A 19330-nucleotide genomic window follows, 5' to 3' on the forward strand; every position below is an offset into this window, starting at 1 on the left:
AGTGCCCATGCCCGCGCCGACTCATCCCCGCCCCCACTCTGAAACCCTGGCCAACGGCCTGCACGTGACCCTGCGCCACGTGCCCGGTCTCAAGCGCAGCGCTGCGGCGTTGCGCGTGGCGGCCGGCAGTCATGACGTGCCGCTGGCATGGCCGGGGCTGGCGCATTTTCTCGAGCATTTGCTGTTTCTCGGCACCGAGCGTTTTCCCACAGACGAAGGGCTGATGGCCTACGTGCAACGTCACGGCGGGCAGGTGAATGCCAGCACCCGCGAGCGCACCACGGACTTTTTCTTCGAGTTGCCTGTGTCGTCCTTCAGCGCGGGGCTCGAGCGTTTGTCAGACATGCTCGCCCGGCCACGTATGAATCTGGACGATCAACTGCGTGAACGAGAAGTGCTGCAGGCCGAATTCGTCGCCTGGTCGCAGGATCCGACAGCGCAGCAGCAGTTTGCCTTGTATGAAGGTTTGCCAACGGAGCATCCGTTGCGTGGGTTTCATGCGGGCAATCGGGGCAGCTTGCAGGTCGAATCGCCTGGGTTTCAGTCGGCGCTGCAAGACTTCCATCAGCGCTTTTATCGAACCGGGCAAATGAGCCTGAGTCTGGTCGGGCCACAAAGTATCGATGAGCTTCGGGAGCTGGCGCAGCAATTCGCAGCGGTGTTGCCGGTTGGGGATAAAGTTGCCCAGGCCGCACCGCCACCGTTGGCAGTGAAAAGTTATCAAAAGGTCGGCGCTCACACGAACCTGTTATTTGCTTTCGACGCGTTGCCCGAGTCATCCGCCGAGGCGATGGCTTTTCTCTGTCATTGGTTGAATAGCGCAAAACCTGGTGGATTGCTCGCATACCTGCATCAACAGAATCTGGCTGACAGCCTGAAAGCCACGCCGCTTTACCAGTTCGCCGGCCAAGCGCTGCTGCATCTTCAATTCCATGCCGACGGCGACCGCCTGGATACCATTCGCGAACGGCTGCTGGATTGGCTGAGCTTCTTCGACCGTCAGGACTGGACGCCGTTGCGCGAGGAATACGCCGCCCTGCTTCAGCGCCAGCAGCAAGTCAGCGGCGCGTTGCAAGTGGCACGGCTCGATCTCGAGCAGCAAGCATTCGGCCTGTCCGAATCCGGCGCTACCGCACTTGAGCACATCCTTCGCGAGATCGGCGTTGTGGATAACTTCAGCGATCATTGGCATCTGCCCGCCGCCAATCCTTTCTTGCGCGCCAGTGAACCGCTGGCCAACGCCGGGCTGATTCGCGGCCAGACCAGCGCCCACCGTGGCCTGCGCACGTTCGCCCAGGATCGCTCGCGCAGCCGTCGCGAACGTTCGCCGATGCATTTCAGTCAGGCGCTGCCGGACAACAGCGATGAAGGCGCGATCTATCTGCGCTGGCAGGTCGAGGCGGCGGCCAGCGCAGATCTGCTCTCCAGATTGCAGCGCAGTCTGCGCCAGACCCGACAGGATGCGTCCGAAGCCGGAGTGGACTTGTCTTTCAGCGCCACAGGTAACCAATGGCTGCTGAAAATGAGCGGATTACAGGAACCGATGCCCAGCGTCCTCGAGCATGCGCTGAAATGTCTGACGATGATCGACGCCGATTCGCCGCGCGACGCGGTGCAGATACCGTCGATGCCGATCCGCCAACTACTCGAAGCGTTGCCAGAGAAATCCCTGCCCACGATTGAAACCAGCGATGACGCCAATCAGCTGTGGACAACTTCGCGCTGGGACGGCCTCGCTCTAGGCCTCAACCAACAAACCCAATCAGCCTTGGGCCTGGCGCTGAGCCGCATTCCCGGCACACCGGACAATCAGCTACCGGTCATGCCAACCACACAAGGCCAGTTCCACTGGAGCCAGATCAACACGGCCTCCAGCGAACACGTCTTGCTGCTGGTCTGCCCGACTGCCAGCCGCGACATCGCTGATGAAGCTGCATGGCGCCTTCTGGCTCAGCTGTGCCAGACGCCTTTTTACCAGCGCCTGCGCGTCGAATTGCAATTGGGGTACGCCGTGTTCAGCGCGCTGCGTCAATTGCACGGCAGGACCGCGATTGTCTTTGGCGCACAATCGCCGACGACTTCGGCCGCCGAGTTGCTCGAACACATTCAAGAGTTCCTGAAAAACATCCCCGCGTTGATCGAAACGCTCGATGACGCAAGCCTTAAGCAACAGCGCCAAAGCCTCGCCGTTCAGTTCGACGACGCCACGCTGTCCACCAAGGATGCCGCCGAGCTGCTGTGGCAGGGCAAACTCGCTGGCCATTCGTCCGATTATCGTGAGCAGTTGGTCGCGGCGATTCAGCAGCTGAATCGCGAGGCTTTACTCGATGCTGCACAGCGTCTGATCAACGCCGAGGGCGGCTGGCACTGCCTGGCCAATGAATCGATGCCGGACGCGCCGTGGCAAGCGACAAACTGATCATTACCGAGGCTGCAAGGAGCTTTCTCAAAGATTCACGGGTCACGGCGTTGAAATTTTGAGTAACATAGCCGCCTAACTAATTGGAACATCACCGCGCTGCCGTGGACTATAACTATGGATAGCGCTATCCCAACCCTCAGAAGGAGACATCTCATGGCCTGGACCAAACCTGCTTACACCGACCTGCGTATCGGCTTCGAAGTCACCATGTACTTCGCCAGCCGCTGAGTTCTGCTTACGCAGAATCGCAGTGCAACGCCTCGGCTCGCCGAGGCGTTTTATTTTCCGCGTTGAAATGATGGAGCGTTCATGTTCGTCCAGATTCTGGGTTCGGCCGCCGGTGGCGGTTTTCCGCAGTGGAACTGCAACTGCGTCAACTGCGCAGGCTTTCGCGACGGCAGCCTGAACGCCAAGGCCCGTACCCAATCGTCCATCGCCATTTCCGATGACGGCGTTAACTGGGTGCTGTGCAATGCCTCGCCGGACATCCGCGCGCAACTGCAAAGCTTCGCCCCGATGCAACCGGGCCGCGCCCTGCGCGACACCGGCATCAGCGCGATCATCCTGATGGACAGCCAGATCGACCACACCACCGGCCTGCTCAGCCTGCGCGAAGGCTGCCCGCATCAGGTCTGGTGCACGGACATGGTTCACGAAGACCTGAGCACCGGTTTTCCCTTGTTCAAAATGCTCACCCACTGGAATGGCGGGCTGGACTGGAACCGTATCGAGCTCGACCAGAGCTTCACCGTAGCGGCCTGCCCGAACCTGCGTTTCACACCGTTACCGTTGCGCAGCGCCGCGCCGCCGTATTCGCCGCACCGTTTCGATCCGCATCCGGGCGACAACATCGGTTTGATCGTTGAAGACCTCAACACTGGCGGCAAGCTGTTCTACGCGCCAGGGCTGGGCAAGGTCGATGCGCCGCTGCTGGAAATCATGGCGGACAGCGATTGCCTGCTGGTCGACGGCACACTGTGGGATGACGATGAAATGCAGCGCCGTGGCGTCGGCACCCGCACCGGTCGCGAGATGGGCCATCTGGCACAGAACGGCGCCGGCGGCATGCTCGAAGTGCTGGAGCAGTTGCCCGAGCAACGCAAGGTGCTTATCCACATCAACAACACCAACCCGATCCTCGACGAGGATTCGCCGGAGCGTGCCGAACTTGCGCGGCGTGACGTTGAAGTAGCGTTTGATGGCATGAGTATCGTGCTTTAAGCAATCGAGACCGCTGCGCGGTCTATCGCGAGCAGGCTCACTCCTACAATGGAATGCGATCAACTGTGGGAGCGAGCCTGCTCGCGAAGAGGCCAGCACAGACACCAGAGATTTCCAGGGTTGTTCCCGGAGAACAGACATGACCGACACCCCGCTGTCCCCCATCGAATTCGAAGCGGCCCTGCGCGCCAAAGGCGCCTATTACCACATCTACCACCCGTACCACGTGGCGATGTACGAAGGCCGCGCGACCCGCGAGCAGATTCAGGGCTGGGTCGCCAACCGCTTCTACTATCAGGTGAACATTCCCCTGAAAGACGCGGCGATCCTTGCCAATTGCCCGGATCGGGAAATCCGCCGCGAGTGGATTCAGCGCTTGCTCGACCACGACGGCGCACCCGGTGAAGATGGCGGCATCGAAGCCTGGCTGCGTCTGGGCCAGGCTGTTGGCCTCGATCCGGACCAATTGCGCTCCCAGGAACTGGTGCTGCCCGGCGTGCGTTTCGCCGTCGATGCCTACGTCAACTTCGCCCGTCGCGCCAGTTGGCAGGAGGCCGCCAGCAGCTCTCTGACCGAACTGTTCGCGCCGCAGATCCACCAGTCGCGTCTGGACAGCTGGCCGCAGCATTACCCATGGATCGACCCGGCCGGTTACGAATACTTCCGCACCCGTCTCGGTCAGGCGCGGCGTGACGTCGAACATGGGCTGGCGATCACCCTTGAGCATTACAAGACCCGCGAAGGCCAGGAGCGCATGCTGGAAATTCTCCAGTTCAAACTGGACATTCTTTGGAGCATGCTCGATGCCATGAGCATGGCCTATGAACTGAACCGTCCGCCGTATCACAGCGTGACCGAACAACGGGTCTGGCATAAAGGAATCATCTTATGAGTTTCGACCGCAGCAAAGTGCCGAGCTGGCGCCCGGGCTATCGCTTCCAATACGAGCCGGCGCAAAAGGGCCATGTCTTGCTGTATCCGGAAGGCATGATCAAGCTCAACGAAACGGCCGCGCTGATTGGCGGCCTGATTGACGGTGAGCGTGATGTCGCGGCGATCATTGCCGAACTGGACAAGCAGTTCCCCGGCGTGCCCGAGCTCGGTGACGACGTCGAGCAATTCATGGAGGTTGCCCGTGAGCAACACTGGCTCACCCTTGGCTGATCTGCCGGCCAAACCGGAAGTCGGCCTGCCGCTGTGGTTGCTCGCCGAGCTGACTTACCGCTGCCCGCTGCAATGCCCGTACTGCTCCAATCCACTGGATTTTGCCGAGCAGGGCAAAGAGCTGACCACCGAGCAATGGATCAAGGTGTTCCGCGAAGCGCGGGAGATGGGCGCGGCGCAATTGGGCTTTTCCGGCGGCGAACCGCTGGTGCGTCAGGACTTGGCCGAACTTATCCGTGAAGCGCGGCAGTTGGGTTTCTACACCAACCTGATCACCTCCGGCATTGGCCTGACCGAGCAGAAAATCAGCGACTTCAAAAAGGCCGGGCTTGATCACATCCAGATCAGTTTTCAGGCCAGCGACGAGCAAGTGAACAACCTGCTCGCGGGCTCGAAAAAGGCCTTTGCACAGAAGCTGGAAATGGCTCGTGCGGTGAAGGCCCACGGCTATCCGATGGTGCTGAACTTCGTCACCCATCGGCACAACATCGACAAGATCGACCGCATCATCGAGCTGTGCATTGCGCTGGAGGCTGACTTCGTCGAACTCGCCACTTGCCAGTTCTACGGCTGGGCGCAGCTCAACCGCGTTGGCCTGTTACCGACCAAGGAACAACTGGTGCGCGCCGAACGCATCACCAACGAATACCGCGCCAGACTGGAAGCCGAAGGGCATCCATGCAAGCTGATTTTCGTCACTCCGGACTACTACGAAGAACGCCCGAAAGCCTGCATGAACGGCTGGGGCAGCATCTTCCTGACCGTCACCCCGGACGGCACCGCCCTGCCCTGCCATGGTGCCCGCCAGATGCCGGTGCAGTTTCCCAACGTGCGCGATCACAGCATGCAACACATCTGGTATGACTCGTTCGGCTTCAACCGTTTTCGCGGTTACGACTGGATGCCCGAGCCCTGCCGCTCTTGCGACGAGAAAGAAAAAGACTTCGGCGGCTGCCGCTGCCAGGCGTTCATGCTCACCGGCGACGCCAGTAATGCCGACCCGGTGTGCAGCAAGTCCGAACATCACGGCGTGATCCTCAAGGCCCGCGAAGAAGCCGAGAGCGCCACTCAAACCATCGAACAACTGGCCTTTCGCAATGAACGAAACTCACGCCTCATCGCCAAGGGCTGAGCCTTTCAGCGCCGCCCAAGCCGTCGCCGCCGGAACCGACTTCGCCGAACTGCAGCTCGGCGCCCATGGTGTGTTCTGGAATGAATACCGCCCCGAGGATGCCGCATGCCGGATCTGGCATTGCCGCGATGGCGTGGCGAAACGTCTGACGCCGGACGGTTTCAGCGTGCGTAGCCGCGTGTACGAATATGGCGGTGGTGCGTTTTGTCTGACGCCTGACGGGGTGGTTTTCGTCAATGAAGCGGATCAGCAGATGTATCGGCAGGCGCTGGATGGCGAGCCGGTCGCGCTGACGTCGACTGACTGCCGCTACGGCGATCTGCAATTCGCCGCTGGCCGGGTGTTGGCGGTCGAAGAGCAGCAGGATCGACATCGCCTGGTGGCGATCGATCTGGCGAGCGGTACGCGACAGGTGCTGGCCGAAGGTGCGGATTTCTATGCGTCGCCAACGCTGAGCCCGGACGGCCGGCGGCTGGCGTGGATCGAGTGGAGCCGACCGCATCAGCCGTGGACCTCGACGCGGTTGATGGTCGCGGACGGTGATTTTTCTGCGCCTCGTTGTATTGCCGGCGAGCAGATCGAGGAGTCGATCCAGCAGCCGCGTTTCGACGCCGACGGCCGGCTCTACTGCCTGACAGATCGTGGCGGCTACTGGCAGCCGTGGGTCGAAACGTCCGATGGCTTGCACGCGCTACCGAGTGCCGAGGCCGATCACGCGCCGGCGCCGTGGCAGCTTGGCGGCTGCACTTGGCTGCCTGTCGGCGATCATTATTTAGCCAGTTGGACCGAGGCCGGTTTCGGTCGCCTGGCCCTTGGCGATGAAGATTTCAGCGGCGACTACAGCCGCTTCCGCCACCTGGCGATGGATCAACAGTTCATCTATTGCATTGCCGCAACGCCGGTGAGCCCGTCAGCAGTGATTGCCATTGATCGTGTCTCTCATGCAGCGAAAATCCTCGCTGGCGGCGTGGCTCCATTGCCTGCCGAACGCATCAGCCGTCCGCAGACCTTGCGTTATCCGAGCGGCTCCGGCGAGGCACACGGTTTCTTTTACCCGGCCATGAGCGGTGAAGCGAAACCGCCGCTGGTAGTGTTTATCCACGGCGGCCCGACGTCGGCGTGCTATCCGATCCTCGATCCGCGCATCCAGTACTGGACGCAGCGCGGCTTTGCCGTCGCCGACCTCAACTATCGCGGCAGCAGTGGCTATGGTCGCGAATATCGGCAAGCGCTGCATTTGCGCTGGGGCGAGGTGGATGTCGAGGATGCCTGCGCGGTGGTGAGTTATCTCGCTGACCAAGGTTTGATCGATGGCGACCGCGCGTTCATTCGCGGTGGCAGTGCAGGTGGTTACACCACATTGTGCGCACTGGCGTTCAGGCAGGTTTTCCGCGCAGGCGCCAGCCTCTATGGCGTCAGCGATCCGGTGGCTTTGGCACGGGCCACGCACAAGTTCGAGGGCGATTATCTGGACTGGCTGATCGGCGATCCCGAGCGAGATGCCGAACGCTATGCCGCCCGCACGCCATTGCTGCACGCAGACAATATTCGCGTGCCGGTGATTTTCTTCCAGGGTGAACTGGACGCGGTGGTCGTGCCGCAACAGACCCGCGACATGGTCGCGGCGCTGGAGCACAACGGCATCCCGGTCGAGGCGCATTACTACCCTGACGAACGCCACGGCTTTCGTCGCGCGGCCAACCAGGCGCATGCACTGGAGCAGGAGTGGACGTTTTATCGGCGGGTGATGGGGCTGACTGACTGAGCCCTCACTTTGAGACTGCGTCGCTCCAATCGCGGGCAAGCCCGCTCCCACAGGTTATTTGGTGTACACAAAAATTGTCATCACTCATAACACTGTGGGAGCGGGCTTGCCCGCGATAGCTATTGATCAGACGCCACTGAACTCAACGCTTGGCGATGATATACACCGCATGCACGATCCCCGGAATGTAGCCGCACAACGTCAGCAGAATGTTCAGCCAGAACGCCCCGCCAAACCCGACCTGCAGAAACACGCCCAGTGGCGGCAACAGAATAGCGATGATGATACGAATGAAATCCATGGGGCAGCTCCTGAATGGGGGTTGGCTCACTTGAGCCATACAAGCTAATCGACCTGCGCCGTTCGTCAGGGTTCAGTGCAATAGCTGCGTCAGGCTCAAGCGAGAATTTTCAACCCGTGTTTTTGTACGATGCTCAGTAGTTTGAGCGCCATACCGCTGGGATGTTTGTCACCCGATTCCCATTGTTTGACCGTGGATGCACTGGTGTTGAGATAGCGTGCAAACACCGGCTGGCTGACCTTGTTACGCTCGCGTAGCGCCTTGATCTCCTCAGCCGGGATCGCCAAGGGAACCGATGCCAGACAGGAGTCATCGAATTCTCGCATCGTTGCTTTGTTGATTGCTCCGACAGCAAGCAACGCCCCGGCTGATTCGTGTATCGATTCAAAGACTTCACTTTTGAATTTCTTACTCATGACATATCTCCACAAACTCCTTCATCGCCAACAAGTCGCTGATCTGCGCTTCGGTCAGTTGCGCATAAACCTTTGCCAATTTACGTAAATCCTTCAATTCTGTTGGCGTGATATTGCTTTGATCCTGCTTGGCGAAAAGCACTTGGTAGATCCAGTAATGTCCACCTTTTGCCAAAACAATCGAACGGTGGCGGTTCGCCTTCAAGCGCTTCTTCCACACGCCTCCGCCAAGATCGTCCGCCTGTCCCTGAAGCATCTGGTGAAACGCCTCCTGCAACTCTTCATCTGTGATCCACGCCCTGCTGGCCTGAAGGGCGAAGCGCCTGGTCTTGAACAGCCTCAATGGCATAGGTATCCCTTCCAAAAACATACCACCTAGTGGTACAGATCGCAAAACGGCTTTTTCGGTGATACCGATCAGCCCGTAGCCGCATCCCTTGCTGGTATTCTCTAAAAGACCATCCGCGGTACGATCCCTCAAGCTCTAAATCCCGTCTGTAAAACCCGGCCACAAAAAAACGCCCCACGCCAAAAGAATCAGGCGTGGGGCGTGCGTTATACCGCGAGACGGTTCGGGTAATCGGTTGGAGCTGCTCAGCTCAGACGGCAATGCCCTTGCGGCATTGCAACTGGGCGGTGCGCACTCGCGAGAAGGCGCGGCCCAAGCGCAGGAGCATTTCGTCGATGTTGGCTTTGCTGACAGTGAGGGCGGGGGTAAAGCGCAGGCAGTCAGGCTGCGCGGCGTTCAATATCAGGCCTTCGTGCAGTGCGGCATGGACGACGGCGTCGGCGCATTCGTCGGACAGCGTCAGCCCATGGAACAGGCCTTGGCCGCGCAACTCGCCGTGGCCGTAGCGGTGGGCCAGTCGCGCCAGGCCTTCGCGCAGGTGCTGGCCGTTGTCGTTGACCTGCTGAAGGAAGCTGCGGTCATGGATGCTGTCGAGCACTACCAGACCGGCCGCCGTGATCAAGGCGTTGCCGTGATGAGTGCCGCTCAGCTCGCCGATGGCGAAACAGCAGGCCTTGCCTCGCGCCAGTAAGGCCGCCAGCGGCAAGCCGCCGCCGAGGCCTTTGCCGAGCACGACGATATCGGCGCGAATCCCATAGGACTGTTCGGCAAGCAAGCTGCCGCAGCGGCCCATACCGGTCTGCACTTCGTCGAGAATCAGCAGAATGCCCAGGTCACGACACAGTCGCTCGACCCCTTTGAGGTAGTGCTCGGTCGCCGGAATGACCCCGGCATCGCTTTGGATCGGCTCCAGCATGATTGCCACGGTCTGCGCATCAACCGCCGCGTGCAGCGCCGGCAGGTCGTTGAATGGCACTCGATCGACCGTCGCCAGACTGCGGCCATGGCAACCCTGCTGCGCCATGATGATCCGCGAGGCGCCGCCGCGATGCAGCTGCCCCCATTTGCGCGCCAGTTTGATTGCCGCCTCACAAGCCTCGGCGCCACTGTTGAGCAGGTAGGCCTGATCGCTGGACGTGCTGGCGCACAAACGTTCGGCGAGGCTGAGCATGCCGCGATTATGCAGATTGCAGCCGGGATTGATCAGCGCCTGGGCCTGATTGGCGATGGCTTTGACCAGCGCCGTGGGGCTGTGGCCAAGGCTGTTGGCGCCGCCTGCCTGAGAAAAGTCGAGGTAGGCGCGATCATTGCTGTCCCACAGCCAGGAACCCTGGCCGCGAGCGAACACTTGATGCGGCCGCTCGACACTGGGCATCAGGCGTTGGGCATTGAGATGGTCGGTCATAGCGGATGGCCCCGCCTCGAAGCAGAGGTCATCCAGACTCGGCGTCTGGCGCCGCAAACTGAACAGATTCATGAGCAAAAACCTCGCTGGAGGTTTTTTGAACTGCCTATGTAATCACGAACGAAGCAAATGGAATTCGTCACGCTTTCTGGCCCTGCAAGCCTTGCGAATGCGGTTAGACTAGGCGCGCAAACGGCTCCAGGCCATTTCGATTTCACAGCCATTTCGATAAGCGCTACTTATGGATTTCAAACAACTGCGTTATTTCGTCGCGGTCTACGAAGAAGGCCATGTCGGCCGTGCGGCTGAGCGCCTCTCGATCTCGCAACCCGCGCTGTCGCAACAGATCCGTCAGCTGGAGCAGAATCTCGACGTCACCCTGTTCGAACGCAGCAGTAAACGCCTGCTGCCGACCCTCGCTGCGCACACGCTGTACAACCACGCGTTGCCGCTGCTCGATGGCTTGCAGCGGGCGCGCGAGGCGTTGGGCAATTTCAAGGGTCAGGCATTGCGCACACTGGCTATTGGTGTGCTGCAAACGGTGCACACCAGCCTCGTGCCGCAAATGCTCGAGCGTGTGCGCAAGGCGCAGCCGCATCTGGTGGTGCAGATCTATGAACTTACGGGGCTGGAAATCGAACGGCGTCTGCTCAATGGTTCGCTGGACATCGGCATCAGCTATCTGCCGCCGCGCCAACCCGGTCTGCACGGGGTGTTGCTGTATGAAGATGAACTGACGCTGGTCATCCCGGCCGACCATCCCTTGCGCGAGTTCAAGAAAGTCTCGATGCGCCAGGCTGCTGAGCTGCCAATGCTGCTGCTCGGTGAGGAGTTTCAGATCCGGCAGATCTGGCAGGCACAACTGACCAGCCTCGGACGACGCCCGCAGGTGCAGGCCGAGCTGAACAATATGTTGGGGATTCTCGACAGCCTGCCGCACACCCGGCTGGCGACGGTACTGCCGGGACGTTCGCAAAAGGAATACGACGATGCCGATCTGCTGTGGAAACCGCTAAGCGAGCCACGGGTACCGTTGCAAATCGGCCTGGTGTGCCGAGATGTGCAACGCCAGCAGGCCTCGTTGGCATTGCTGCGGACATTGCTTGAAGAGGTGATCGATCGCGAAGTGAAGCCGCCCCTCGATCCGCTCGCCTGAAACTTTCCTTTAGGCAAAAGAAAACCCCGCCGAAGCGGGGCTTTGCAGACTGTTTCCCTGACATCCATTTCACTCCGCCACCCTGGCAGAATCCTACGTGTCCGTGTTGTTTACTTTGCGCTTCCTGCGCGACGTCCATGAAATGTAGATTAGCCGTGGATCCAATATACGGATATGGGAGAACAGCAGCACGTCACGTAAGCAAATGCTTACATGACGTCTACAGGATCAAAACTGTGCCGCATCCAGCAGGAACAGCGACTCGCTACCGGCCTTGACCGACGCGCTCAACGAGTGGATACGCGGCAGCAAACGGGCGAAATAGAAGCGTGCGGTGCCCAGCTTGCTCGCATAGAAATCCTCCTGCGCTTCCTTGCCCAGCGCGGCTTTGGCCATCAACGCCCACATGTAGGCGTAAGCGGTGTATCCGAACGCTTGCAAATATTCGACCGAGGCCGCGCCGATTTCGTTCGGATTGTTTTTTGCCCGGTCCAGCAGCCACGCGGTCAGCTCGTCGAGGGTGTCGACGGCATCGTTCAACGGCTTGGTGAACTCGCCCAGATCGGCACTGGCGGTTGCGGTGAAATGGCGGATCTCGTCAGCGAACAGCTGGTAGAACGCGCCGCCGCTGCCAACGATCTTGCGCCCGACCAGGTCCAGCGCCTGGATACCGTTGGTGCCTTCGTAGATCTGGGTGATGCGCACGTCACGCACCAGTTGCTCCTGGCCCCACTCGCGGATGTAGCCGTGGCCGCCGAAAATCTGCTGGCCGTGGACAGTGGTTTCCAGACCCAGGTCGGTCAGAAAGGCTTTCGCTACCGGCGTCAGCAACGCCACCAGATCTTCCGCGCGCTTGCGGGTGGTCGCGTCTTCACTGAACTTGGCGGTGTCCAGTTGCATCGCCACATACGTGGAGAACGCACGGCCGCCTTCGTTCGAGGCTTTCATGGTCAGCAGCATGCGTCGCACGTCCGGGTGGACGATGATCGGGTCAGCGACTTTGTCCTTGTTCTGCGCACCGGTCGGCGAACGGCTCTGCAGACGATCGCGCGCATATTCAACAGCGTTCTGATAAGAGCGCTCGCCTGTAGCCAGGCCTTGAATACCAACGCCCAGGCGCTCGTAGTTCATCATGGTGAACATCGCGGCCAGGCCTTTGTTCGGCTCGCCGACCAGATAGCCGACGGCTTCGTCGAAGTTCATCACGCAGGTCGCCGAGGCCTGGATGCCCATCTTGTGCTCGATCGAACCGCAGTTGGCCGGGTTACGCGCACCAAGGCTGCCGTCGGCATTGACCATGAACTTCGGCACCAGGAACAGCGAAATGCCTTTCGGACCGGGCGGGGCGTCCGGCAGCTTGGCCAGTACCAGATGAATGATGTTTTCGGTGAGGTCGTGCTCGCCGCCGGTGATGAAGATCTTGGTGCCGCTGACCTTGTAGGAACCGTCGGCCTGAGGTTCGGCTTTGGTGCGAATGATCCCCAGGTCGGTGCCGGCGTGCGGCTCGGTCAGGCACATGGAACCGGCCCAGATGCCGGCGTACATGTTCGGCAGGTACGCAGCTTTCAGTTCTTCACTGGCGTGGGCATTGATCGACAGGCAGGCGCCGGCGGTCAGCATCGGATACAGACCGAACGCCAGGCTGGCGGAGTTGACCATTTCCTCGACCTGCGCCGACACGGCTTTGGGCATGCCCATGCCGCCGTAGGCCGGATCACCGCCGACGCCGACCCAGCCGCCTTCGGCATAAGTCTGATAGGCCTGTGGGAAACCGGCCGGCGTGGTGACGGCACCGTCCGCCCAATGGCAACCTTCCTCGTCAGCGGCACGGCTCAGTGGCGCGATGCTTTTGCTGGTGACCTTGCCGGCCTCTTCGAGAATCGCTTCAACGGTTTCGGCGTCGACGGTCTCGGCCAGCGCCGGCAGCTCGGCCCAGAGTTTGGCGACTTCGAACACTTCATTGAGGACGAAGCGCATATCGCGCAGCGGCGCTTTGTAGTCAGCCATGGCAAACCTCGCAAGATCTAAACAGGTGGTTCGTGGAATGATGTTTTCTGAGCCCGAGTGTACCTCAACAACTTTTGCGACACATAGGGTCAGCCGGTGACTGATTTGTTATTTTTGGTCACCAGCAAAAGATCGCCGCGATCTTTCGATCCGCCCTACAAAGCAAATGCCTCCGCCGGCATATTCATCAAACAATCACTGCCTGCCTCGATCGCTGCCTGATGCGCAGCCGTACGCGGCAACAAGCGCTTGAAGTAGAACTCGCACGTCGCCAGTTTGCCCTTGAGGAAGTCAGCCTCACCCTCGCCCGCCTCCAGCTGTGTCTGGGCAACCAACGCCATGCGCAGCCACAGGTAGCCAAGGATGATGTAGCCGCTGTACATCAGGTAATCCACCGATGCGGCGCCGACTTCGTCCGGGTTCTTCATGGCGGCCATGCCGACCTTCATGGTCAGGTCGCCCCACTGTTGATTGAGCCCGTTGAGTTGCGCGATGAAGCGGCCCAATTGCGCGTGGTCGGCGTTCGTTGCGCAGAACTTGTGGACGATTTTGGTAAAGCCGCGCAGCAGCTTGCCCTGACTGCCCAGCACTTTGCGCCCAAGCAGGTCCAGCGCCTGAATGCCATTGGTACCCTCGTAGATCGGCGCAATCCGGCAATCGCGCACCAGTTGCTCCATGCCCCACTCACGAATGAAACCGTGGCCGCCGAACACCTGCATGCCGTGGTTGGTCACTTCCAGCCCGGTGTCGGTCATGAAGGCCTTGCAGATCGGCGTGAGGAACGCCAACAGGTCTTCGGCTTCCTGACGCGCCTCGGCGTCGCTGCTCAGGTGCGCGACATCGAGCATCTGCGCGGTGAAATAGGTCAGCGCGCGGTTGCCTTCGTTGAAGGCTTTCATGGTCAGCAACATGCGCCGCACATCGGGGTGGACGATGATCGGATCGGCAGGTTTTTCCGGGGCCTTGGCGCCGGTCAGCGCGCGCATCTGCAGGCGGTCATTGGCGTACTTGATCGCACCCTGAAAACTCGCCTCGCCCAGACACAGCCCCTGCATGCCGGTGCCGAGCCGCGCGTGATTCATCATGGTGAACATGCAGTTGAGGCCTTTGTTCGGCTCGCCGATCAGGTAACCGGTGGCGGCATCGAAGTTCAGCACGCAGGTGGCTGAAGCCTTGATGCCCATCTTGTGCTCGATCGAGCCACAGGAAACGCCATTGCGCTCTCCCGCTTCGCCTGCTGCATCGGGCAGGAACTTGGGCACGATAAACAGGGAAATGCCCTTGGTTCCGGCCGGTGCGTCCGGCAGCTTGGCCAGGACCAGATGGATGATGTTGTCGCTCAGGTCATGCTCGCCGGCGGAAATGAAAATCTTGCTGCCGGTGATCGCGTAGCTGCCGTCGGCCCGTGGCACCGCGCGGGTCTTGATGATGCCCAGATCGGTGCCGCAGTGGGCTTCGGTCAGGCACATGGTGCCGGTCCACTGGCCAGCGGTAAGTTTGCTCAGGTAGGTGTCTTTCTGCTCGGCGGTACCGTGGGCGTGGATCGCCGACATCGCGCCGTGGGTCAGGCCGGGGTACATGCCCCATGACGTGTTGCTGGAGCCGACCATCTCGCTGATCACCAGTCCCAGCGAGCTCGGCAACCCTTGGCCACCGTAAGCCGGATCAGCCGCCAAACCGTGCCAGCCGCCCTCGACATATTGTGCGAAGGCCTGCTTGAAGCCTGTAGGCGTTGTCACCACACCGTTGTCGAAATGGCAGCCCTCTTCGTCGCCGCTGCGATTGAGCGGGGCCAGCACGTTCTCGCAGAACTTCGCGCCTTCTTCGAGGATCGCGCTGATCATGTCCGGGCTGGCGTCATGCGCGCCGAGATTGGCGTAGTTGGTATGGAAGTCGAAGACGTGATCGATCAGAAAGCGCATGTCGCGCAGGGGAGCTTTGTACTCGGGCATGGTGGCTTCTCCGTCAGCAGATTCCTCCAACCTACTGCTGGCCACCACGCGCGGCAATCATCGTGCAGGCGCTGAATGCGCCGTCATCACTCAACCCGCAGCAGCGTCCATGCGCACCGCGCCACGGCGGTTCTGCCCGAATGCCATGACGCAGTTACGCCCGGCGCCCTTGGCGCTGTACAACGCCTGGTCGGCGGACTTGAGCACTTCTTCAGGGGTGCGCTGCTCGACACGTTCGGCGACGCCGATACTCACCGTCACCGACACCGCCGAAGCCCCGGAACCGCTACGGCGCTGGCGACCTTGCTGATCATCCTGCGGGCGGTTTTCCTGGTTGCGTAGCTGAATGCTGTAGGAGGCGATCGATTCGCGGATCACTTCCAGATGCGGCATGCACTCCTCAAGGGTTTTGCCTGCAAACACCAAGGCAAATTCCTCACCGCCGTAGCGATACGCCCTACCGCCACCGCTGATCTTCGACAGTTTACTGGCGACCAGGCGCAGCACCTGGTCACCGACATCATGACCGTGGGTGTCGTTGAATTTCTTGAAGTGATCGACGTCGCTCATCGCCAGCACGTAGTTGCGCCCCAGACGCTGCATGCGTTCGTTGAGCGCGCGACGTCCCGGCAGACCGGTGAGCTCGTCGCGGAAGGCCATTTGATAGGCCTCATGCGCAACCGCCGCGGCGATCATCAGCATCACCTGGCTGCACATGATGTTCAGGGTGAACGGCAGAATGAAGGTCTTCGGCAGCATCCAGAACACCCCGAGCAAGCCGACCAGTTGCGCCGCGTGCAGCGGGCGCGGGTTGCGCCAGTATTGCCAGGCCAGGAGCAGGAAGGCCGAGATGAACACCGGATAGGACAACTGGATCAGACTCATCCACGCGCCGTGCAGCGCCGGCCAGCGGATCTCCGACAACCACAGCAGCAGCGCCTGTGGGTAACTTTGCTCCAGTCCCAGCGCCACGCTGCCAAATGCCAGCAGCACGGCAAAGCGCGCGACCATGTCCTGAAACAGATGGGTACGTTCCTGCCATGCGGCGAATAATCCGAACAACAACGGCAGCAGCAGGCAGACCAGATGAAACACCACCGCAGCGTCTTCGCGGACCTTGCCGTTGTCGCGGTAGAAATCGGTCTGGGTGTCCAGCAGAAAGTAGGCGATGTACACCGTCAGCATCAGAAACAGTTCGCGCTGACGTCGGTACACCGCGCAATACGCGCCACCTAGGAGCAGAACCAATGTCGGCAGGACGTTGAACAGCGATGTGAAGAATACGCTGAGGTCTTTGACGTACGCAGCCGCCAGCCCCGCAAGCAATAACAGCAGTGATGGCAGGAAATGGCTGAAACGCACAGCGGAAGAACGCGGCAAGGGTAAGCTCCGACCCGTCATAGCAAAGAGATGGCATTGTGCCTGCAAAGTGCGGCCAAGCCCATACAATGTGATCCAGATCACACACGGTCTCTGTAACGGCCGGAAGCTCGACTATCTGAGCGATCCGCAAACAAAAAAAACCGCTGCCCCCTAACGGGAGCAGCGGTTTTCCTCAGACTGTGTTAAGGCTTAGTAGCCCAGTGCGAAGTCTTCTTCTTTCATGTCCATCAGGTTGCCAGCACCCGACAGCATAGTGGCCACGTGCGTACGGGTACGCGGCAGGATGCGCTGGAAGTAGAAGCGCGCGGTTTGCAGCTTGGCGGTGTAGAAGGCCTCGTCGCTGGTGCCGGCAGCCAGTTTTTCCGCAGCCAGACGCGCCATGTCCGCCCAGAAGTAGGCCAAGCAGGCATAACCGGAGTACATCAGGTAGTCCACGGAGGCCGCGCCGACTTCTTCGCGGTCTTTCATGGCGGCCATACCGACCTTCATGGTCAGCTCGCCCCATTCCTTGTTCAGTGCAGCCAGCGGCGCGACGAATTCCTGGACGGCTTCGTTGCCTTCGTTGGTCTGGCAGAACTTGTGGACGATCTTGGTGAAGCCTTTCAAAGCTTCGCCTTGAGTCATCAGCACTTTGCGGCCGAGCAGGTCGAGGGCCTGGATGCCGGTGGTGCCTTCGTACAGCATCGAGATGCGGCTGTCGCGAACGTTCTGCTCCATGCCCCACTCGGCGATGAAGCCGTGGCCGCCGTAGATCTGCACGCCGTGGTTGGCGGCTTCGAAACCGACTTCGGTCATGAACGCTTTGGCGATCGGGGTCATGAATGCCAGCAGTGCGTCGGCCTTCTTCTTCTCTTCTTCATCGACGCCGTATTTGACGATGTCGACTTGCTTGGCGGTGAAGTAGACCATCGCGCGGTTGCCTTCGGCGAACGCCTTCATGGTCAACAGCATGCGGCGCACGTCCGGGTGGACGATGATCGGGTCAGCGGCTTTGTCCGGCGCTTTCGGGCCAGTCAGCGAGCGCATTTGCAGGCGATCACGAGCGTATTTCAGACCGCCCTGGAAGCCGATTTCGGCGTGAGCCAGTCCTTGCAGTGCGGTACCGAGGCGAGCGGTGTTCATAAAGGTGAACATGCAGTTCAGACCTTTGTTCGCCGGGCCGATCAGGTAACCAGTGGCGCCGTCGAAGTTCATCACGCAGGTAGCGTTGCCGTGGATGCCCATCTTGTGTTCCAACGAACCGCAGCTCACTGCGTTGCGCGCGCCAATGGTGCCATCGGCGTTTGGCAGGAACTTTGGAACGATGAACAGCGAGATGCCTTTGGTGCCAGCCGGAGCATCCGGCAGACGCGCCAGTACGATGTGGACGATGTTATCGGCCATGTCGTGTTCGCCGGCCGAGATGAAGATCTTGGTGCCGGAGACTTTGTAGGAACCGTCGGCCTGAGGCTCGGCCTTGGTGCGCAGCATGCCCAGGTCGGTGCCGCAGTGCGGTTCGGTCAGGCACATGGTGCCGGTCCACTCGCCGGATACCAGTTTGGTCAGATAGGCTTCCTGCTGCTCAGGGGTGCCGTGCTCGGAGATGGTGTTCATCGCACCGTGCGACAGGCCTGGGTACATGCCCCACGACCAGTTGGCTTCGCCGACCATTTCGCTGACCGCCAGGCCCAGCGACTCAGGCAGACCTTGGCCGCCGTGCTCAACGTCGTGGGCCAGGCTTGGCCAGCCGCCTTCGACGAATTGCTTGTAGGCCTCTTTAAAGCCAGTCGGGGTTTTCACGCCGGACTCGCTCCAGGTGCAACCTTCGATGTCGCCCACGCGGTTCAGCGGCGCCAGTACCTGCTCACAAAACTTGGCGCCTTCCTCGAGGATGGCGTCAACCATGTCCGGCGTGGCGTCTGCGCACGCTGGCAGGCTCTGATAGTGCGCTTCGTAGCCGAGCAGCTCGTCACGAACGAAGCGAATATCACGCAAGGGGGCCTTGTAGTCAGGCATAGCGATAAACCTCTGCTGATGTAACCGGGAATGAACGACCGTATTGAGTTGTTGTGACGGTCAAACAGTTGTTTGAAACATACGTTTACGCCGAAATCTTGTCAAGCATCGTTCTTTTGCCGTTCGTCATCACATTATTCAAATGCCGGAAACTGGAAATCGCCGCGGCTTCACTTAAGCCACGGGCGTTGTAAAAAGATTAGTTGAGCAAGAAGGACTTAAACGAAAAACGCCGCGACAGGGCGCGGCGTTTCGGTATCTAGAACAAACTCATTCAGGCAAAGGTATCAATGAGCGTCCCGAGCACTTCGTCGGAAGCCTTGGCCACCTTCACACCCAGCTCTGCCTGGATCTTGCCCTGCGACAGCTCGACGATATTGCTCGTCAGATCCGATTCTTGTGCGCGATCCACGCCGCGAAGGCGATTGACCTGCACTTCGGACGACTGGCTGGTCACCGAACGTTCGATGGTGTTGTTGGCGATCTGGCTGGCCGCCTGATCGACGCGGTTCTGCCCGGACTGAATCGAGCTCAACCCCGCATAAAAAGCTGTGTTGCCGGAGATTTCCATAGTCACTCTCATCCCTGCAAAGGATCAATGCTCGCCATTGAAGCAGACGCGCCGGCAAAACACCCGTCAAAAACACTAATGGCACAGTGCC

Annotated in this window: 17 protein-coding genes; 8 read left to right on the top strand and 9 right to left on the bottom strand. The window is 60.2% G+C overall.

Annotated features, from left to right (window positions below; all coding sequences use genetic code 11):
* The first annotated feature begins 7 nt into the window (after positions 1 to 7).
* The 7 genes from pqqF (at position 8) to D8U61_RS14400 (ending at position 7704) form a co-directional block, all read left to right on the top strand.
* Complete coding sequence (pqqF, locus tag D8U61_RS14370; RefSeq protein WP_130927157.1) at positions 8 to 2419, top strand: pyrroloquinoline quinone biosynthesis protein PqqF; 2412 nt, start codon at positions 8 to 10, stop codon at positions 2417 to 2419.
* Between the two features lie 156 nt (positions 2420 to 2575).
* Positions 2576 to 2650 (top strand): pyrroloquinoline quinone precursor peptide PqqA, encoded by a 75-nt coding sequence (gene pqqA, locus D8U61_RS14375; protein ID WP_003444522.1) that lies wholly within the window; start codon positions 2576 to 2578, stop codon positions 2648 to 2650.
* Positions 2651 to 2731: 81 nt separating this feature from the next.
* A complete protein-coding gene (pqqB, locus tag D8U61_RS14380; protein ID WP_130927158.1) occupies positions 2732 to 3643 on the top strand; it encodes a pyrroloquinoline quinone biosynthesis protein PqqB in 912 nt (303 codons plus the stop codon).
* Positions 3644 to 3782: 139 nt separating this feature from the next.
* Entirely contained in the window at positions 3783 to 4535 is a 753-nt protein-coding gene (gene pqqC, locus D8U61_RS14385) for a pyrroloquinoline-quinone synthase PqqC (RefSeq protein ID WP_130927159.1), read from the top strand.
* Entirely contained in the window at positions 4532 to 4807 is a 276-nt protein-coding gene (gene pqqD, locus D8U61_RS14390) for a pyrroloquinoline quinone biosynthesis peptide chaperone PqqD (protein ID WP_016772874.1), read from the top strand. Before pqqC ends, pqqD begins: the two co-directional genes overlap by 4 nt.
* Positions 4779 to 5939 carry a pyrroloquinoline quinone biosynthesis protein PqqE gene (gene pqqE / locus D8U61_RS14395; protein ID WP_125925504.1) on the top strand — a complete coding sequence of 387 codons (1161 nt, stop codon included), beginning with the start codon at positions 4779 to 4781 and terminating at the stop codon, positions 5937 to 5939. The genes pqqD and pqqE overlap by 29 nt, the downstream gene beginning before the upstream one ends.
* Entirely contained in the window at positions 5905 to 7704 is a 1800-nt protein-coding gene (locus D8U61_RS14400; RefSeq protein ID WP_130888252.1) for a S9 family peptidase, read from the top strand. The genes pqqE and D8U61_RS14400 overlap by 35 nt, the downstream gene beginning before the upstream one ends.
* Positions 7705 to 7846: 142 nt before the next feature.
* Here the strand turns inward: D8U61_RS14400 and D8U61_RS14405 are convergent, their stop codons facing one another.
* From D8U61_RS14405 to D8U61_RS14420, 4 genes are all read right to left on the bottom strand, one after another.
* On the bottom strand, positions 7847 to 8005 hold the full coding sequence (locus D8U61_RS14405) for a YqaE/Pmp3 family membrane protein (RefSeq protein ID WP_003228885.1): 159 nt from the start codon (positions 8003 to 8005) through the stop codon (positions 7847 to 7849).
* A 95-nt stretch (positions 8006 to 8100) separates the two neighbouring features.
* Positions 8101 to 8421 carry a DNA-binding transcriptional regulator gene (locus D8U61_RS14410; protein WP_039757682.1) on the bottom strand — a complete coding sequence of 107 codons (321 nt, stop codon included), beginning with the start codon at positions 8419 to 8421 and terminating at the stop codon, positions 8101 to 8103.
* Entirely contained in the window at positions 8414 to 8770 is a 357-nt protein-coding gene (locus D8U61_RS14415) for a type II toxin-antitoxin system RelE/ParE family toxin (protein ID WP_123443830.1), read from the bottom strand. Before D8U61_RS14415 ends, D8U61_RS14410 begins: the two co-directional genes overlap by 8 nt.
* A gap of 250 nt (positions 8771 to 9020) precedes the next feature.
* On the bottom strand, positions 9021 to 10247 hold the full coding sequence (locus tag D8U61_RS14420; protein ID WP_130927160.1) for an aminotransferase class III-fold pyridoxal phosphate-dependent enzyme: 1227 nt from the start codon (positions 10245 to 10247) through the stop codon (positions 9021 to 9023).
* Positions 10248 to 10416: 169 nt separating this feature from the next.
* On the opposite strand from D8U61_RS14420, the gene D8U61_RS14425 reads away from it, so the two are divergent.
* Positions 10417 to 11331 carry a LysR family transcriptional regulator gene (locus D8U61_RS14425; protein ID WP_130927161.1) on the top strand — a complete coding sequence of 305 codons (915 nt, stop codon included), beginning with the start codon at positions 10417 to 10419 and terminating at the stop codon, positions 11329 to 11331.
* Positions 11332 to 11559: 228 nt separating this feature from the next.
* On the opposite strand, the gene D8U61_RS14430 is transcribed toward D8U61_RS14425, so the two are convergent.
* The 5 genes from D8U61_RS14430 to D8U61_RS14450 all read right to left on the bottom strand — a co-directional run bounded on the left by D8U61_RS14430 (position 11560) and on the right by D8U61_RS14450 (position 19239).
* Positions 11560 to 13338 carry an acyl-CoA dehydrogenase C-terminal domain-containing protein gene (locus D8U61_RS14430; protein ID WP_130927162.1) on the bottom strand — a complete coding sequence of 593 codons (1779 nt, stop codon included), beginning with the start codon at positions 13336 to 13338 and terminating at the stop codon, positions 11560 to 11562.
* A gap of 155 nt (positions 13339 to 13493) precedes the next feature.
* Positions 13494 to 15290 carry an acyl-CoA dehydrogenase C-terminal domain-containing protein gene (locus tag D8U61_RS14435; protein WP_130888255.1) on the bottom strand — a complete coding sequence of 599 codons (1797 nt, stop codon included), beginning with the start codon at positions 15288 to 15290 and terminating at the stop codon, positions 13494 to 13496.
* A 90-nt stretch (positions 15291 to 15380) separates the two neighbouring features.
* Entirely contained in the window at positions 15381 to 16670 is a 1290-nt protein-coding gene (locus D8U61_RS14440; protein ID WP_039757672.1) for a GGDEF domain-containing protein, read from the bottom strand.
* Positions 16671 to 16862: 192 nt separating this feature from the next.
* A complete protein-coding gene (locus D8U61_RS14445; protein WP_024014564.1) occupies positions 16863 to 18668 on the bottom strand; it encodes a phenylacyl-CoA dehydrogenase in 1806 nt (601 codons plus the stop codon).
* A 274-nt stretch (positions 18669 to 18942) separates the two neighbouring features.
* Positions 18943 to 19239, bottom strand: a complete 297-nt coding sequence (locus tag D8U61_RS14450) for a pyrroloquinoline quinone biosynthesis protein PqqE (RefSeq protein ID WP_130927163.1) — start codon at positions 19237 to 19239, stop codon at positions 18943 to 18945.
* Positions 19240 to 19330 lie beyond the last annotated feature (91 nt).

The organism is Pseudomonas sp. Sample_14 (assembly GCF_004307515.1).
Lineage (GTDB): Bacteria > Pseudomonadota > Gammaproteobacteria > Pseudomonadales > Pseudomonadaceae > Aquipseudomonas > Aquipseudomonas atacamensis.

Coding starts and splice junctions, on each gene's coding strand:
- pqqF (WP_130927157.1), top strand. CDS start 8: ATGCCCGCGCCGACTCATCCCCGCCCCCACTCTGAAACCCTGGCCAAC.
- pqqB (WP_130927158.1), top strand. CDS start 2,732: ATGTTCGTCCAGATTCTGGGTTCGGCCGCCGGTGGCGGTTTTCCGCAG.
- pqqC (WP_130927159.1), top strand. CDS start 3,783: ATGACCGACACCCCGCTGTCCCCCATCGAATTCGAAGCGGCCCTGCGC.
- pqqD (WP_016772874.1), top strand. CDS start 4,532: ATGAGTTTCGACCGCAGCAAAGTGCCGAGCTGGCGCCCGGGCTATCGC.
- D8U61_RS14400 (WP_130888252.1), top strand. CDS start 5,905: ATGAACGAAACTCACGCCTCATCGCCAAGGGCTGAGCCTTTCAGCGCC.
- D8U61_RS14405 (WP_003228885.1), bottom strand. CDS start 8,005: ATGGATTTCATTCGTATCATCATCGCTATTCTGTTGCCGCCACTGGGC.
- D8U61_RS14410 (WP_039757682.1), bottom strand. CDS start 8,421: ATGAGTAAGAAATTCAAAAGTGAAGTCTTTGAATCGATACACGAATCA.
- D8U61_RS14415 (WP_123443830.1), bottom strand. CDS start 8,770: ATGCCATTGAGGCTGTTCAAGACCAGGCGCTTCGCCCTTCAGGCCAGC.
- D8U61_RS14420 (WP_130927160.1), bottom strand. CDS start 10,247: ATGAATCTGTTCAGTTTGCGGCGCCAGACGCCGAGTCTGGATGACCTC.
- D8U61_RS14425 (WP_130927161.1), top strand. CDS start 10,417: ATGGATTTCAAACAACTGCGTTATTTCGTCGCGGTCTACGAAGAAGGC.
- D8U61_RS14430 (WP_130927162.1), bottom strand. CDS start 13,338: ATGGCTGACTACAAAGCGCCGCTGCGCGATATGCGCTTCGTCCTCAAT.
- D8U61_RS14435 (WP_130888255.1), bottom strand. CDS start 15,290: ATGCCCGAGTACAAAGCTCCCCTGCGCGACATGCGCTTTCTGATCGAT.
- D8U61_RS14445 (WP_024014564.1), bottom strand. CDS start 18,668: ATGCCTGACTACAAGGCCCCCTTGCGTGATATTCGCTTCGTTCGTGAC.
- D8U61_RS14450 (WP_130927163.1), bottom strand. CDS start 19,239: ATGGAAATCTCCGGCAACACAGCTTTTTATGCGGGGTTGAGCTCGATT.